Origin of the sequence: Alkalispirillum mobile (assembly GCF_003664325.1) — a bacterium.
Lineage (GTDB): Bacteria > Pseudomonadota > Gammaproteobacteria > Nitrococcales > Halorhodospiraceae > Alkalilimnicola > Alkalilimnicola mobilis.
In genome coordinates this window covers 1,489,921-1,504,508 of sequence record NZ_RCDA01000001.1, presented here as the reverse complement: position 1 = coordinate 1,504,508, position 14,588 = coordinate 1,489,921, and the positions used below count along the sequence as shown (strand labels likewise).

Annotated in this window: 14 protein-coding genes and 2 pseudogenes; 7 read left to right on the top strand and 9 right to left on the bottom strand. The window is 64.9% G+C overall.

All coding sequences use genetic code 11. From position 1 onward, the window contains the following. The first annotated feature begins 92 nt into the window (after positions 1-92). The gene (gene trxB / locus DFR31_RS07175) at positions 93-1,052 is read left to right on the top strand and encodes a thioredoxin-disulfide reductase (RefSeq protein ID WP_121441912.1); all 960 of its coding nucleotides are present in this window, start codon (positions 93-95) and stop codon (positions 1,050-1,052) included. Positions 1,053-1,407: 355 nt separating this feature from the next. Further along, positions 1,408-1,926, top strand: a complete 519-nt coding sequence (locus DFR31_RS07170) for a pilin (RefSeq protein WP_121441911.1) — start codon at positions 1,408-1,410, stop codon at positions 1,924-1,926. Between the two features lie 149 nt (positions 1,927-2,075). Here the strand turns inward: DFR31_RS07170 and mntA are convergent, their stop codons facing one another. From mntA to DFR31_RS07155, 3 genes are read right to left on the bottom strand one after another with little or no spacing between them, the layout of a single operon-like run. Next, positions 2,076-2,489, bottom strand: coding sequence for a type VII toxin-antitoxin system MntA family adenylyltransferase antitoxin (gene mntA, locus DFR31_RS07165; RefSeq protein ID WP_121441910.1), 414 nt, complete (start codon positions 2,487-2,489; stop codon positions 2,076-2,078). Positions 2,490-2,507: 18 nt separating this feature from the next. Further along, positions 2,508-4,049: a hypothetical protein gene (locus tag DFR31_RS13770; RefSeq protein ID WP_147436951.1), complete on the bottom strand. Its 1,542-nt coding sequence runs from the start codon at positions 4,047-4,049 to the stop codon at positions 2,508-2,510. A gap of 14 nt (positions 4,050-4,063) precedes the next feature. After that, entirely contained in the window at positions 4,064-4,252 is a 189-nt protein-coding gene (locus tag DFR31_RS07155) for a hypothetical protein (RefSeq protein ID WP_121441908.1), read from the bottom strand. 181 nt (positions 4,253-4,433) lie between these two features. Between DFR31_RS07155 and DFR31_RS07150 the strand changes: the two are divergent. The 4 genes and pseudogenes from DFR31_RS07150 to DFR31_RS07135 all read left to right on the top strand — a co-directional run. Next, positions 4,434-4,712, top strand: a pseudogene (locus tag DFR31_RS07150) (transposase); the annotation flags it as partial. Positions 4,713-4,820: 108 nt separating this feature from the next. Then, positions 4,821-5,303 (top strand): pilin, encoded by a 483-nt coding sequence (locus tag DFR31_RS07145; RefSeq protein ID WP_121441907.1) that lies wholly within the window; start codon positions 4,821-4,823, stop codon positions 5,301-5,303. 149 nt (positions 5,304-5,452) lie between these two features. Further along, entirely contained in the window at positions 5,453-5,686 is a 234-nt protein-coding gene (locus DFR31_RS07140; RefSeq protein WP_121441906.1) for a ribbon-helix-helix domain-containing protein, read from the top strand. Continuing rightward, positions 5,673-5,936, top strand: coding sequence for a type II toxin-antitoxin system RelE family toxin (locus DFR31_RS07135; RefSeq protein ID WP_121441905.1), 264 nt, complete (start codon positions 5,673-5,675; stop codon positions 5,934-5,936). Before DFR31_RS07140 ends, DFR31_RS07135 begins: the two co-directional genes overlap by 14 nt. Positions 5,937-6,147: 211 nt before the next feature. Here DFR31_RS07135 and DFR31_RS07130 read toward each other — a convergent pair whose 3' ends face one another. Further along, positions 6,148-7,506 (bottom strand): sigma-54-dependent transcriptional regulator, encoded by a 1,359-nt coding sequence (locus DFR31_RS07130; RefSeq protein WP_121441904.1) that lies wholly within the window; start codon positions 7,504-7,506, stop codon positions 6,148-6,150. A gap of 244 nt (positions 7,507-7,750) precedes the next feature. On the opposite strand from DFR31_RS07130, the gene DFR31_RS07125 reads away from it, so the two are divergent. After that, positions 7,751-8,926, top strand: a complete 1,176-nt coding sequence (locus DFR31_RS07125; protein WP_121441903.1) for a GGDEF domain-containing protein — start codon at positions 7,751-7,753, stop codon at positions 8,924-8,926. Positions 8,927-8,947: 21 nt separating this feature from the next. Here DFR31_RS07125 and DFR31_RS07120 read toward each other — a convergent pair whose 3' ends face one another. The 5 genes and pseudogenes from DFR31_RS07120 to icd all read right to left on the bottom strand — a co-directional run. Then, positions 8,948-9,289 carry a hypothetical protein gene (locus DFR31_RS07120; protein WP_121441902.1) on the bottom strand — a complete coding sequence of 114 codons (342 nt, stop codon included), beginning with the start codon at positions 9,287-9,289 and terminating at the stop codon, positions 8,948-8,950. After that, positions 9,286-9,936, bottom strand: coding sequence for an orotate phosphoribosyltransferase (pyrE, locus tag DFR31_RS07115; RefSeq protein WP_211328241.1), 651 nt, complete (start codon positions 9,934-9,936; stop codon positions 9,286-9,288). Before pyrE ends, DFR31_RS07120 begins: the two co-directional genes overlap by 4 nt. A 33-nt stretch (positions 9,937-9,969) precedes the next feature. Further along, positions 9,970-12,618, bottom strand: a complete 2,649-nt coding sequence (ppc, locus tag DFR31_RS07110; RefSeq protein ID WP_121441900.1) for a phosphoenolpyruvate carboxylase — start codon at positions 12,616-12,618, stop codon at positions 9,970-9,972. A 158-nt stretch (positions 12,619-12,776) separates the two neighbouring features. Beyond that, on the bottom strand, positions 12,777-13,151 hold the full coding sequence (locus DFR31_RS13970; protein ID WP_245971129.1) for a CBS domain-containing protein: 375 nt from the start codon (positions 13,149-13,151) through the stop codon (positions 12,777-12,779). 147 nt (positions 13,152-13,298) lie between these two features. Beyond that, positions 13,299-14,537: pseudogene (icd, locus tag DFR31_RS07105) on the bottom strand (isocitrate dehydrogenase (NADP(+))); the annotation flags it as partial. Between the last annotated feature and the right edge of the window lie 51 nt (positions 14,538-14,588).

The following is a 14,588-nucleotide window of genomic DNA, read 5'->3' as shown; positions in this document are numbered from 1 at the left end:
AACGGCGCAGGGTGACGCCGGCAGGCCGGCTCACTTAGGCTATGCCCATCCATCCACGCGGCCCCGGGCCGCCCAGCGAACAGGATGCACCCATGAGCGAGACCAAACACTGCAAACTGCTGATTCTCGGCTCCGGCCCCGCCGGCTACACCGCCGCCGTCTACGCCGCCCGCGCCAACCTGGAGCCGGTGCTGGTCACCGGGCTGGAGATGGGCGGCCAGCTCACCACCACCACCGATGTGGACAACTGGCCGGGGGACGACCAGGGCGTGCAGGGCCCAGAACTCATGGAGCGCATGAAGCGCCACGCCGAGCGCTTTGAGACCGAGATCGTCTTCGACCACATCCACACCGCCCACCTGAAGGAGAAGCCCATCCGCCTGGAGGGCGACGCCGGCAGCTACACCTGCGATGCCCTGATCATCGCCACCGGCGCCACCGCCAAGTACCTGGGGCTGGACTCCGAGCAGGCGTTCATGGGCAAGGGGGTTTCCGCCTGCGCCACCTGCGACGGCTTCTTCTATAAGAACAAGCCGGTGGCAGTGATCGGCGGCGGCAACACCGCCGTGGAGGAGGCGCTGTATCTCTCCAATATCGCTTCCCACGTCACCCTGGTCCACCGCCGCGACAGCCTGCGCGCCGAGAAGATCCTCCAGCGCCAGCTCATGGAGCGCATGGAGGCCGGCAAGGTGGACATCATCTGGGACCACAACCTGGACGAGGTGCTGGGCGACGACGCCGGCGTAACCGGCCTGCGGCTCAAGCACACGAAGAGTGACGCGACGCGTCAGGTGGACGTGCACGGCGTGTTCATCGCCATCGGCCATGCGCCCAACACCGGGCTGTTCCAGGATCAGTTGGAGATGAACGGCGGGTACATCGTGGTGAAGAGCGGGCTGAACGGGAATGCCACGGCGACCAGCATTCCCGGCGTGTTCGCGTCGGGGGATGTGATGGATCACATCTATCGGCAGGCGGTGACCTCCGCCGGCACCGGCTGCATGGCGGCGCTGGATGCGGAGAAGTATCTGGATGCGCTGCATTTGGAGTGAGGGGTTGGGCTGACCCGCGGTGATGGAGGGGTCTGTCGGGTAGCAGGCCCCTTTTTTGGTAGTGGACTGTGGGGAGACTGACGTTTTTCGACAGGTGATGGCGACGGGTGGGGGCAGTGTCCGGGCCTGGGGTAGGGAAAAGGTGAGGTGGCAGTTTGGTGACCGGCGGGTTTGCGGTGTCGGGTTAACTTATTCTAATCAGGGACTTGGAGGTGGGGTGTTGGCTGGCGGTGGCCGGGTGGGGCAGGTTGGCACTGCTTCTGCATATGTAGGGGCAGGAGGAATACTACCTCCTTGGTTATGTGGGCCCGGCGACGGGCGATGGGTTGAAAGTCGACTCGACAGGAGAACGACCATGCAGAAGCAACAGGGCTTTACTTTGATCGAACTGATGATCGTTGTGGCGATCATTGGTATTTTGGCAGCGATTGCGATTCCGCAGTATCAGAACTACATCGCTCGGGCGCAGTTTTCTGAGGCGCATACCCTGTTGGGTGGTGTGAGGACTGGGGCGCAGGAGCGGATTAACCGGGGGCGCTCGGTCGGTGACGATGGAGACTCAGAAAGTGATTCTGATGGTTTGGCGTCAGACTCCAATATTGTCGAGCAACTGGGGATCCAAGTCTTGGGGTCCCATGGCGCTATAACGGCGCATTCGGGCTGGAGTGATGGCGACAGTGTTTTCGACGTGACCTACACCTTTGGCGCTGATGACACCGAGGCGAGTCCCCGGCTGACTGCCGATGGTGGTGGCGCCGTTAGGTACCGGTACTTTGTTACTGATGCCGATGGTGATGCGGGTACTTGGGAGTGCCAGACAGACGTTGATGAAGCGTATGTCTCGGATTGTGAGTCGGTCGATGATCTTGATTGATTTGATTTGGAGCTAGGGGTCAGGTCTTGCACTGCCACATTGGTTTAGGGATGAGTTGATTGGTGGTGTGTGGTCTGGCTCCGGCCTCTGGCCTTGAAAGCCTCGGTGTAACAGCCGGGGCTTTTTCTATTGGCGGAGAGCTCATGGAGTTAGGGGTTGCCTTGCGCGCGCCGGTATTCTTTCAGGATTGGGAGCAGGTCCCAATACTCGTTCCTCGCCTGCACCTCGAATGAGATTCTCCTGTTCGGCTCCTTGTCGATCAGCAAAAGGCCATCGCGCAGGACGCGGTGAACAAGATCTGGCGGTGCATGGTTCAGGTGTATCAGATCTACCCTCTGGCCGAGGGCATCTTCCAGATCCAGCTTTAGTCGGGTGAGCGGGCTCAGGAGCCCCGGCTTAACGTCATTTGAGGTCAATACGGCAATATCGACGTCGCTTCGGGGGCCAGCATCACCCCGAGCAACGCTGCCGAAGAGATAAGCGCAAACAACGAGGGGCTCTGCGGCCAGCAGTGGAGTGACGGCTTTGACCAGAGCATTTCGGTTGCGCGTTGACGATTCCATAGCGCTATGATGGTTGGGTCATGCCGCCTTGTGCAGCGCAAGCGTGATACTGCCGTCAAACGCGTTGCGATCAATAATCAAGTCCGTTGTCTCCGGGTGGTTCTTGAGGATGGCGCCGTTAATTCGGATGGTCAAAAAGTGGCCTTCAGATGGGTCAGCGCTGGGGTCAAGTAGCACCTCTCCAATAGGGCTTAATCCAATTGTGGGTGAGTTCCCATAATCATGCGCTGGGTGAAGCTCTAATGACCAGATGTGGCTCGGTAACCACTTGGTACGGTAGTATCGCTTGACTGCGGGGTTCAGATTCGAGGCCAGCGCCTGTTCCCGAACCTTGGTGCGAGCCAGCAACAGTGTTCGAGTAACCAACCTTGATGGAAGGTCAATCATTTTCCGAACCTTCTCAATGTTCATTACGTCATTAAGAAGGCTGATGGTGGCTGTTCTTGCCTCATCGGCATCCACGAGAATATCAGAAGACAGTAACGGAATTGCACAGAAGGCGTTTGCAAGCGTGTATCCGCTCCCTGGTCCTCTGGTCAATTCCAAATAAGGGCCCGTGTTGTCATTATGGATGTAATAGGGGTGTGCCCACTGGGAAGCGTCCAGCAACGCAGCTCCTGCCAGCTTCTCGCGGACAGGCTGAGGGCGACGTCCCTGCGCTGGGTCTTGCCTGCTCCAGCCGTGCCCGATAGCCACTACTGCATGACCGCCTGACGGATGGAGCAGGGCAAGGATGACAGGAATGCCTGATTCAATATAGGGGTAGAGAGTGCGACATACCTTGGCATACTCTCCTGGTTCCCATGCTTCTTTCCCGTTAGCGCCTGGCTTTCTGAGGTAGATTACGTGGGGAGAATAGCCTGCTGTCCTGATGGCTTCGGTGATTTGCTCTATTCGGAGGCCATCCCGATTGGGTAAGGTGCGGCCACTAACCATGAACCGGGTTGCGGCCGAGGTGATGTCGGCAGGGTTGAACGCGGAGCGCCCTTCCTTCCAGCGCAACGTGCGTAAGGCCATCCAGATGGAGGCTTGTGCGCAGGCGCCGACCGCATTGTCCTGCTGCATAAACGGTGTGGCGTCAACGTGGAACTGCCGACCTGAGAGGTTAACGGGATATCTGTCGTATGTGCGGATGAACTGGCCCCATCCCGAGCTGGGCTTGCGCATAAACGAGGCGGCGACAGGACTGTTCGCGACGGGCCGTAACGTGATGAACCCGAGGTAAACGTCTTCTCCGGCTTCAGCCCAGCCGTCTATTGCCTCGAGGACATCCGCGGATTTCGGCTTCGCTGAAAAGAAGTGGATGCGGGTGCAGAATCGAGGCACTGCATAAGCCCATCGGGAGTAGTACGTGCCGTGTTCGGCCAGGAAATCAGGGTCTTGAACCTGGCGCTGGACCACCGCTGCTACGGTGCCTGATCGATGAAGATGTAAGCAGGCGTGCTCGAGCTGCGGGTAAGGGCCAAGGCTTTCGGTTGTTGAGGAGCCCAGGACACTTGCGATCAGCCGACGTAGCCGCGGTATGTTCTCAACAGGGTGGAGTTGCAGGCGCTCATCCATGAGCATAGCCGCGGTTACCGGACCGCGATCTCCTTCATCTGTTCATAAGCCTTGCGTTGGTGTTCACGGTGCGAATCAATGGCAGGCGCCACCTCATCCCTGAACTCGGCGTGAAAATGGCGAAGCTCTTCTTTCGATAGCGCCTGTTGTTCGCCTGTCTCCAGAAGACGAGCGACAGCCTGAGCGAGGTTGTGCCGTTCCATCTTGGCCTCCGGGCAGAAAAACGAGTTGGTTCGCTGGTTCGTCCAACTCGTGTACGTTGACGGGAAGAGTGGCCGAAGTTGGGCTTTGTTTCAAGCGACGGCGTAGGGGTCAGGTCTTGCACTGCCAGTCTTACTGCCACATGGATGACTTGACGGATTGCTCAGGGAGGAGGATACGGACATGGCGCGTCCGTTACGGATTGAATTGGCCGGTGGCCTGTATCACGTGACGTCTCGCGGGGACCGGCGTGAGGCGATTTACCTGGATGATGGAGACCGGCGGGCCTGGCTGGATTTGCTCGGCGAGGTCTGCGAACGCTTCAACTGGCGCTGCCACGCCTACTGCCAGATGACCAACCATTACCATCTGGTGGTGGAGACCCCGGAGGGCAATCTCGCCAAGGGCATGCGCCACCTTAATGGCGTCTACACCCAGCACGTCAACCGCACCCATCGGCGTGCATAATTCCACGGTGAGTCGGGCCGTAAGGCAATTCCGTCGTGAGTAGGTCGGTTAATCCCTTGGCATGAAACCTGCTGCCTTTCCGGCAAGAAACTGGGGGCAGGTATGAAGCAAAAGCAGCAGGGATTCACGCTGATCGAGTTGATGATCGTAGTGGCGATCATCGGTATTCTGGCGGCGATCGCCATTCCGTCTTACCAGGGGTTCGTGGTGCGGGCGCAGTTCAGTGAGGGGCTGACCCTGGCCGGCATGGCCAAGACGCCGGTGACGGAGCATCTGCAGCGGGGACAGACATTCGATAGCCTCGAGGATGACCTGGGCATGCAGATGGCGGGTAGTTTCGGGGGTTTGGTAGATGCCGAGTTCGATGGTGACAAGGAGGGCATCTGGCGATTTGCCTACGAATTCGGGAAGGATGGCCAGGCCGTGAATGGTCGACTTAATGGTGACCAGATCCAGTACGTTTACGACTTCGCTGACGGGAGTTGGTCCTGCGAGACGGGGGTCAGCCAACGGTATGCGACCGGTTGCGAGACGGTCGAGGACTTGCCCAAGCTGCCGGATGACTCGGGGGGCGGGGGTGGTTAGCCATCCATCGGGTGCGACGTGTGACGCTTGCCGGTGCCGTCATGCGTCACACCTGTCAGATCGCGTCAGCCGGTTAGGCCGCCGAGCGTTGACGTCATAACGTCTGGGCTCCAGAATGTCATGACATCCTGGAGCGTGGTAGTGAGACCATGACTGAAGCATCCAAGCGTTCGACTATCTATCTTGACGCCCAACTGCACGCGGCGCTCAAGCTAAAGGCAGCCCATAGCAATCGCACGATCTCTGACATTGTCAATCAAGCGGTCAGGGAGGCCTTGGCAGAAGATCAGGAGGATCTGGCGGCGTTTGAAGAGCGCGTTGCGGAGCCGACCCTCAGTTATGAGGCCCTGCTTGATGACCTGAAGGCGCATGGCAAGTTATAAACTCGTCTTCAGACGATCCGTCGCCAAGGATCTGCGGTCTATCCCGAACAGGGACGTTAACAGGATCCTTCAGCGGATAGAGGCGCTGCGCGCGGACCCGCGCCCACAGGGAAGCGAAAAACTCTCTGGCCAGCCGCGATACCGGATACGGCAGGGGCGCTATCGCATCCTGTATCAGATTGAAGATGATGTTCTGGTGGTCACGGTCGTCAAGGTAGGCCACCGGCGGCATGTCTACAGGCGTGGCTGATAACGGTTCAGGTGACCCCGCACGCTGTTTAGCCGGGTAGGTTTGTCAGGCGTTGCTCCAGGTCGTGTGGAGCAACGAATCCTTGGGTTTTCTTGTCCAGAGGGCGTGAGTCCAGTAGCCCCATTCGAGTTGATAAATTTCGGGCAGATTTATCGGTTTTGCTTGGGCGCATGTCGGGGCAACCGGCCAGAGAGTCGGTTAATGCCACCCGCTACTCCATCTCCAACTTCTTCAGCTTGTACCGCAACGACCGGAAGCTGATCCCCAGCAACCCGGCTGCCGCGGTCTTGTTGCCGTTGGTCTTGGCCAGCGCCCGCTGGATGGCGGTGCGCTCCAGGTCTGCCAGGTAGTCCTCCAGTTCGAAGCCCTCTTCGGGTTCGGGTTCTGCCAGTCCGCCGTTTGCTTGCCCCGCCGCCGCGGTATCTCCCCTGTCCGGCAGGTGCAGGTCGGGCACATCGATCACCCCCTCGTCCGCCAGGGTCAGCGCCCGCTCCAGGATGTTCTCCAGCTCCCGCACGTTGCCGTCGAAGGGGTGGCGCTGCAGGGCGCGGATGGCGTCCAGGGTGAGTCGGGGGCGCAGTTCCGGGTCATCCCCCACCATCTTCCCCAGCAGGTGGTCGATCAGCGGCGGGATGTCCTCGGGCCGTTCGCGCAGCGGCGGGATGTTCAGCGGGATGACGTTCAGCCGGTAATACAGGTCCTCCCGGAACTCCCCTTGGGCCACCCGCCGGGTCAGGTCCTGGTGGGTGGCGGAGAGGATGCGCACGTCCACTGGGACCTCCTGGCTGGCGCCCACCGGCCGGATGCGCTTCTCCTGGATGGCGCGCAGCAGCTTGACCTGCATCGGCAGCGGCAGCTCGGCCACCTCGTCGAGAAACAGGGTGCCGCCGGCGGCGGTCTGGAACAGGCCCTTGCGGTCGGCGTGGGCGCCGGTGAACGACCCTTTTTTGTGGCCGAAAAACTCCGACTCCATCAGCTCCGACGGGATGGCGCCGCAGTTCACCGGCACGAAGGGCCCGTCGCGTCGGGGGCCCTTCTCGTGGATCAGCCGTGCCACCAGCTCCTTGCCGGTGCCGGAGGGGCCCTGGATGTAGACCGGCGCCTGGCTGCGGGCCAGCTTGACGATCATGCCGCGGATCTTGCGCATGGCCCCGGAGTCGCCCAGCAGCACGTCGCGGGAGCGGCGGTCGATGGCGTTCTCCGGCCCCATCTTCAGCGCCTGCCCGACCACGTTGCGCAGTTCCTCGATCTCCAGCGGCTTGGCGATGAAGTCGAAGGCGCCCGCCTTCATCGCCTCCACCGCGGCGTCCATGCTGCCGTAGGCGGTGATCACGGCCGTGGGCATGTCGGGAAACCGCTTTTGGGCGTAGCGGACCAGCTCGATGCCGTTGCCGTCGGGTAGGCGCATGTCGGTCAGGCACAGGTCGTAGGCCTGCTCCTGCAGGCGGTCGCGCGCCTCGCGCAGGCTGGCGGCGGTGCGGCAGTTGCTGCCCATGCGGCGCAGCGATATGCCCAGCAGGTCGAGGATGTCCGGCTCATCGTCCACGACAAGCACTTGCGGTGCGGCCATCGTTCCAGTCCCTCGGCGGCGTCCGTTCGGGTGACGTGATTTGTCACCATGGTACAAGATTATATGCAGCAAGCGGGATTCGCGGGCTCACGCTGGTGTGACGGCCAGGCCAGAGGGAGGGGCGACCGGGGCGGGCCGAGTACCTGACGGTGTCGCTAGGTTATTGATTGCCCGAGTGTTTGCCGTCGGGGTATCCTGACCGGGGCCAGGCAATCCTGCCGGCCCGGTCACAAGGGAGGTCTCCATGGGGCTGGACGCTACGCAGTCGGGGCAGGCGGTGGACACGCCCGCCACGGCCAACGGCGCGCATGACTGGTCACTGGGCAGTGTCCGTGACTACCTCGCGCAGCTGCTCACCATCCGCAATCACACCCGCGATTTCACCAGCACCCGGGCGGAGTACATTCGCGCGCGGCTGACCACCATGCAGCTGCTGTTCGCGGTGGGCTTTCTCGCCTGGACGCCGCTGGACTACCTGATGCTGGAGGGCCAGGGCGAGGCGACCGGCATCATGATCGCCCGGGTGGTGCTGGCCGCCGTGCTGTTCGGCCTCTGGTTCGGCACCCGGCGCGAGACCGAGTACCGGGGCACCACCCTGCTGCTGGCGCTCACCATGCTCTCGGTGGCTGTCTTCTACACGGTGTCCATGGCGATCCTGGGGCAGGCCGGCACCTCGGAGCTGATCGGTGGCTACCGGGCGCTCCCCTTCGTGCTGATCGTGCTCAGCGCCCTGTTCCCGGCGACCCTGGTGGCCGGTGCGCTGCTGATCGGGATGATCATCGCGCTCTTTCTGGCGGTCGAGTTCTACCTGGGCACCCTGTTCACCGTCGGCACGGCCAACTTTCTGTGGATGCTGGTGGTGGTGGGCGGCATTGTCATGTGGGTACAGGCGGGGCAGCTCTCCATCCTGCTGCAGCTGTACGACGAGTCCGCCCACGACCCGGTGACCGGCCTGCTGAGCCGGCGGGTGATGGAGCGCGCCGCCGACCGCGAGCTGGCCCTGGCGCGGGAGCAGGGGCAGCCGGTGGCGCTGTTCAGCCTGGAGCTGGACCAGCTGGAGGATATCCGCGGCCAGCACGGGCAGCACGCCAGTGACGCCATCCTGCGCCGGACCACGCGCCTGCTCGGCCGGGAACTCGGCGAGGAGACCCTGATGGGCCGCTACGACGGCCAGGTGCTGGCCGCGCTGGTGGTGGGCACCGAGGTGATGGACGCCGTGGTGCGGGCGGAGAAGCTGCAGTCCGCGCTGGAGGCGCTCTCCTCGCCGGCACCGGAGGGCGGCGAGCCGATCCGGCTGCAGCCGTTGGCCGCGGTCACCCGCGTGGGCGAGGACGAGCGGTTCGACGACGCCATGGAGCGGGTCAGCCTGGCCCGGCCCCGCGCCCGCCGGGCCAGCCGCAACAAGGTGGTGCTCTGCTGAGCCCGCTCGGCGGGCGGGGCCTTACTCGGCCGGGCCCCGCACCGCCTCGCTCTTGTCCGGCGTGAAGCCGCCCTCGCCGTCCGGGTAGTGGATCAGCGTGATCACCGCCCGGTCGGGGTCGGTGCTGTGCGGGGTGTACTGGTGGTAGCCATCGTCGGTGACCCCCACCGGCATCATGTAGAGGTCGTCCTCCACCTGCACGGCCCCTTCGGGGATGCGCACCTCGGCGCCGATGTCCGGCGGTTCCGGCGCGCGCGGCAGGTCGTCGGGGTCACCGCCGCCGCTGTTGCCGCTGCAGGCTGCGGCGAGCAGGCCACCGGTGACCACCACCAGTACCTGCCCCAGTCGGTTCACGCCTTTCATCCCGATACCCCGTACTCGTCGCGGTAGGCGCGGATGCGCTGCAGGTGCTCGTCCGCCTGGCCGTGGGTCTCCAGCCAGCCCACCAGGTCGTCCAGGCAGATGATGTTGACCACCGGCAGCCCCAGCCGGCTGGTGACCTCCTGCACGGCGGACTGCTCGCCCTCGCCCCGCTCCTGCCGGTCCAGGGCGATGGCGACACCGGCCGGCTCGGCGCCGTGCTCGCGGATCAGCTCCACGGCGCCGCGCACGGACATGCCGGAGGAGATGACGTCGTCGATGATCAGCACCCGGCCCTCCAGCGGCGCGCCCACCAGGTTGTTGCCCTCGCCGTGGGTCTTGGGCTCCTTGCGGTCGAAGGCGTAGGGGATGTCGCGGCCGTGGTGCTCGGCCAGGGCGATGGACAGGGATGCGGCCAGGGGGATGCCCTTGTAGGCCGGGCCGAACACCATGTCGAAGGGCAGGCCGGAGTCCACCAGCGCCTGGGCGTAGTGCTGACCCAGCCGGGCCAGGGCCTTGCCCGTGTTGAAGCGGCCGGTGTTGAAGAAGTAGGGGCTCTGGCGGCCGGATTTCAGCGTGAACTCGCCGAAGCGCAGCACCTCGCGCTCCAGGGCGAACTCGATAAAGCGGCTCTTGTGGTCTTGTGACACGGTGATTTCCTTGGTTCTCGCTTTCCGTTAAGGCTAGCCGGTGTTGCGCATGCCGGCGGCGATGCCGTTGATGGCCACCATCAGCACCTGGCGCAGTTGCTCGTCATCGCACAGGCGGCTGCGGTGGAGCAGTTCCGCCTGCAGCAGGTTGAGCGGGTCCACGTAGGGGTTGCGCACGTCCACGGCCCGGCGCACCACGGGGAAGTCGGTCAATGGGCGCTCGTGGCCGCTGACGCTGAGCACCGCATCCAGGGTCTTGCGGTAGCGCCCGCGCAGCTGCTCGCCCATGGGGTGGAGGTGCTCCGGGACCAGGCGGCGGTCGTACAGCCCGGCGACGCTGGGGTCGCCCTTGGCCAGTACCATCTCCACCATGTCCACGAAGGCCTCGAAGAAGGGCCAGCGCTGGAACATCTCGCGCAGGGTGTCGCCCAGGTCGTCCTCCAGTGCCTCGCTGAGCGCATCGCCCACGCCCAGCCAGGCGGGCAGCATCAGCCGGGTCTGGGTCCAGGCGAAGATCCACGGTATGGCCCGGAGGTTGTCGACGGTCAGGTCCTTCTGGTTGCGCTTGGCCGGGCGGCTGCCGATGGCCAGCTGGCCGATCTCGCGCACCGGGGTGGCGGCCTGGAAGTACTCGATGAACTCCGGCGTCTCCTTGACCAGCCCGCGGTAGGCGCCGCAGGCGGTGTCGCTGAGCCGGTCCATCAGCTCGCGCCACTCGGGCTCGGGCTCCGCCGGCGGCTGCAGGGTGGCCTCCAGCACGGCGGTGGTGTAGATCTCCAGGTTGCGCAGGGCGATGCCGCGCAGCCCGAACTTGGACTGGATGACCTCGCCCTGCTCGGTGACCCGCAGGGTGCCCTTCACCGAGCCCGGGGGCAGGGAGAGGATGGCGGCGTGGGTGGGGCCGCCGCCGCGGCCGATGGAGCCGCCCCGGCCGTGGAACAGGGTGAGGTTGATGCCCTTGTCCTCGGCCAGTGCCACCAGGGCCTCCTGCGCCTGGTAGAGGGTCCAGGCGGCGGTGAGGTGGCCGGCGTCCTTGCCGGAGTCGGAGTAGCCGATCATCACCTCCTGGTGGTCGTCGATGCGACCCCGGTACCAGGGCTGCTCGAACAGCGCCTGCATGGTCTCGGCGGCGCTTTGCAGGGTGTCTCGGGTCTCGAACAGCGGCACGGTGCGCAGCGGCTGCCGCACCCCGCACGCCTTTTGCAGCAGCTCCACGGCGAGGATGTCCGACGGGTGCTCGGCCATGGAGACGATGTAGGCGCCCAGCCCGTCGCTGCCCAGCTCCGCCAGGGTGTGGAAGGTGTCCAGCACCTCGCCGGCGTCGTCGCCAGGGGAGAGGTCGTCCGGGATCAGCGGCCGGCGGCTGGCCAGCTCGCTCAGCAGCCAGCGCTGGCGGGCCTCTTCGTCCCACTGGTCGTAGCGGCCCAGGCCCAGGGCGCTGGTGATCTCGGACAGGGCATCGGCGTGGCGGTCGGCGTGCTGGCGGATGTCCAGCCGGGTGAGGGTGAGGCCGAAGCAGGAGACCCGGCGGATGGTGTCCAGCAGCTCGCCGTCGGCCACCCGGCTGGCGCCGCAGTGGCGCAGGGAGTAGTAGCAGGTGAGCAGCGGTTGCAGCAGCTCGTCCTTGTCCAGCAGGACTTCACCCTCGGGCGGGTTCTTGCCACCCAGGCGCGCCTCGGCCCAGCGCTGGGTCAGGCGCAGCCGGGCGCGCAGCCGCTTGAGCAGCACCCGGTAGGGCTCCCAGGCATCCCCCACCAACTCGCGCAGGGCCTGGTCGCAGCGGGTCATGGACAGGGTGTTGATGAGGGTCTGGATCTCCTTCTCGTAGAGCTGGGCGGCCATCCAGCGGTTCATCAGGCAGACCTCGCGGGTCACCCGGGCGGTGACGTTGGGGTTGCCGTCGCGGTCGCCGCCCATCCAGGAGCCGAAGCGGATGGGGGCGGCGTCCAGCGGCAGCGGCCGGCCGGTGTGGGCCTGCAGGCTGCGGTCGAGGTTGCGCAGGTAGCGGGGGATGGCGTCCCACAGTACCTGTTCCATCACTGCCAGGCCCCAGCGCGCCTCGTCCACCGGGGTGGGGCGCCGGCGGCGGATCTCGTCGCTCTGCCAGGCGCCGATGATCTCGCGGCGCAGGCCGGAGGTGACCTCCTCGGTCTCGTCGGGGGTCAGGTCCAGCCGGTCGCGGCTGTCCAGCAGCCGGGCGATGCGGTTGTACTTCTGTAGCAGGGTGCGGCGCTGGGTCTCGGTGGGGTGGGCGGTGAGCACCAGCTCGATGTCGAGGTTGCAGGCCGCCTCGTGCAGCGCCTCGGGGTCGCTGTCGTTCCGCAGCAGGCGGGGGAAGGCCTCCTCCAGCGAGCCCTTCAGCGGGTCCACCTCGGGGGTGCGGGCCCATTCTCGGCTGCGGCGCACCCGGTGGTGCTGCTCGGCGATGTTGGCCAAGTTGAGGAACTGGGAGAAGGCGCGGGCCACGGGCATGATCTGCGCCGGGTCCAGCGAGCCCAATTCCTGCTCCAGGGCCTCGGCGGCCTCGGCCTCGCCGGCACGGGCCTGCTTGGCCAGGGCGCGAATGCGCTCCACGGTGTCGAACAGGGCCGTGCCCTCCTGCTCCTTCAGGGTCTCGCCCAGCATCTCGCCCAGCAGGCGGATATCGTCGCGCAGGGGGGCATCGGAATCCTGGCTGCTCATTGGTTGCTCCTCGGTGATTCGGATGTGCGCAGCTTACAAAGGTTTGCCGACGCGGTGCTACCCGCGTAACGCGGGGGCATGAAAAAACCCCGGGCGGCGGGCCGCTCCGGGGTTTGGTATGGCTGACGGCGGGGCCGGGCCCCGCCTTGCCGTGCCGCTTACTCCGGCAGGCCGAACTGCTCCACGCTGGCGAAGATGTCGGTGTCGGAGATGATGCCCACCGGCTGGTTGTTGTTGTCCATGACCACCATGCGGCGGATGTTGGACTCCGACATGATCTCGGCGCAGTCGTGCAGGCTGGTGTCCACCGGGGTGGTGACCAGCGGCCGGCTGGCGATCTCCTCGACCTTCACCGTGGAGGGCGTGCGGTTCTTGGAGACAATGCGGCTGAGCACGTCGCGCTGGGTCATGATGCCCCACTCGCCGTCACTGCCCGGCTCGGTGATCACGCTGGAGATGCGCTTTTCGCGCATCAGGTGCATGGCGTCCTCGACGGTGGTCTCCGCCGGCACGGTGACCGGGTTGGGGTTCATCAGGTCGCCCACGGTGTGCGGGGTGCGGCCGGAGGCGATCATCTCCTCCAGCGGGGCCACCACGCGGCGCTGCTCGCGGGCCTTGCGCTCGCGCTCCACCGCCTCTTCGCGCTCGCGACGGATCTTGTCCACGTCAATCTTGCCGCGCATCTGGTCGATGATGGCGTCGGCGAACTGGCTGGTCTTGACCTCGGTGGCGCCTTCGAGCTGGCGGGCGAAGTCGTAGGTGACGATGCGGGCGGTGACCACGTCCTGGTAGGCGGCGGTGATCAGGTCCGCGGCCTCCTGCCAGCCGATGTGCTCCAGCAGCATGACGCCGGAGAACAGCAGCGAGCCGGGGTTGACCTTGTCCTGGCCGGCGTACTTGGGCGCGGTGCCGTGTGTGGCCTCGAACACCGAGACGTGGTCGGCCATGTTGGCGCCCGGGGCGATGCCGATGCCCCCCACCTCGGCCGCGGCGGCGTCGGAGAGGTAGTCACCGTTGAGGTTCATGGTGGCCAGCACGTCGAAGTCGGCCGGACGCAGCTGCAGCAGCTGGAAGATGATGTCGGCGATGCGGTCCTTGATGACCACCTTGCCCTCGGGGCGCTTGCCGCCGTAGGTGGAGTAGAGCTCCTCCTCGGTGATGGTCTGCTCGCCGAACTCCTCGCGCGCCACCTCGTAACCCCAGGTGCGGAAGGCACCCTCGGTGAACTTCATGATGTTGCCCTTGTGGACCAGGGTCACCGATTCGCGGTTGTTGTCGATGGCGTACTGGATGGCCTTGCGCACCAGGCGCTTGGAGCCGTAGGCGCTGATCGGCTTGATGCCCAGGCCGGCGTCCTCGAAGAAGTCCGCGCCCATCTCCTCGCGCAGGAACTTGGCGAGCTTTTTGTTCTCCTCGCTCCCGCTCTGGTACTCCAGCCCCGCGTAGACGTCCTCGGTGTTCTCGCGAAAGATCACCACGTCCACGTCTTCGGGTTTTTTCAGCGGCGAGGGCACGCCGGCGTAGTGGCGCACGGGGCGCACGCAGGCGTAGAGGTCCAGCTCCTGGCGCAGGGAGACGTTGAGGGAGCGGAAGCCGCCGCCGACCGGGGTGGTCAGCGGGCCCTTGATGGAGATGAGCAGGTCCTGGAGGGCCTCTTTGGTCTCCTCGGGGAAGTAGTTGCCGTCGTACTTGGCCGCGGCCTTCTCGCCCATGTAGAGCTCGGCCCAGTGGATCTTGCGCTGACCCTTGTACGCGTGCTCCACCGCGGCATCCCAGATGCGCAGGCAGGCGCGGGTGATATCGGGGCCGATGCCATCGCCTTCCACACAACCGATGATGGGATTGTCGGGCACCGAAAGGCGGCCGTCTTTTACTGTGATTTTCTGGCCGCTCTCGGGGTACTGGATGTGCTGGCTCATTCGTCCTCCTTGGATTTGGTCTTGATTCGGGTCGCGGAGGGGCTTTGGGCC

Excerpts from the sequence above, each read along its gene's own strand:
- trxB (WP_121441912.1), top strand. The coding sequence starts at position 93 with ATGAGCGAGACCAAACACTGCAAACTGCTGATTCTCGGCTCCGGCCCC.
- DFR31_RS07170 (WP_121441911.1), top strand. The coding sequence starts at position 1,408 with ATGCAGAAGCAACAGGGCTTTACTTTGATCGAACTGATGATCGTTGTG.
- mntA (WP_121441910.1), bottom strand. The coding sequence starts at position 2,489 with ATGGAATCGTCAACGCGCAACCGAAATGCTCTGGTCAAAGCCGTCACT.
- DFR31_RS13770 (WP_147436951.1), bottom strand. The coding sequence starts at position 4,049 with ATGGATGAGCGCCTGCAACTCCACCCTGTTGAGAACATACCGCGGCTA.
- DFR31_RS07155 (WP_121441908.1), bottom strand. The coding sequence starts at position 4,252 with ATGGAACGGCACAACCTCGCTCAGGCTGTCGCTCGTCTTCTGGAGACA.
- DFR31_RS07145 (WP_121441907.1), top strand. The coding sequence starts at position 4,821 with ATGAAGCAAAAGCAGCAGGGATTCACGCTGATCGAGTTGATGATCGTA.
- DFR31_RS07140 (WP_121441906.1), top strand. The coding sequence starts at position 5,453 with ATGACTGAAGCATCCAAGCGTTCGACTATCTATCTTGACGCCCAACTG.
- DFR31_RS07135 (WP_121441905.1), top strand. The coding sequence starts at position 5,673 with ATGGCAAGTTATAAACTCGTCTTCAGACGATCCGTCGCCAAGGATCTG.
- DFR31_RS07130 (WP_121441904.1), bottom strand. The coding sequence starts at position 7,506 with ATGGCCGCACCGCAAGTGCTTGTCGTGGACGATGAGCCGGACATCCTC.
- DFR31_RS07125 (WP_121441903.1), top strand. The coding sequence starts at position 7,751 with ATGGGGCTGGACGCTACGCAGTCGGGGCAGGCGGTGGACACGCCCGCC.
- DFR31_RS07120 (WP_121441902.1), bottom strand. The coding sequence starts at position 9,289 with ATGAAAGGCGTGAACCGACTGGGGCAGGTACTGGTGGTGGTCACCGGT.
- ppc (WP_121441900.1), bottom strand. The coding sequence starts at position 12,618 with ATGAGCAGCCAGGATTCCGATGCCCCCCTGCGCGACGATATCCGCCTG.
- DFR31_RS13970 (WP_245971129.1), bottom strand. The coding sequence starts at position 13,151 with ATGAACCCCAACCCGGTCACCGTGCCGGCGGAGACCACCGTCGAGGAC.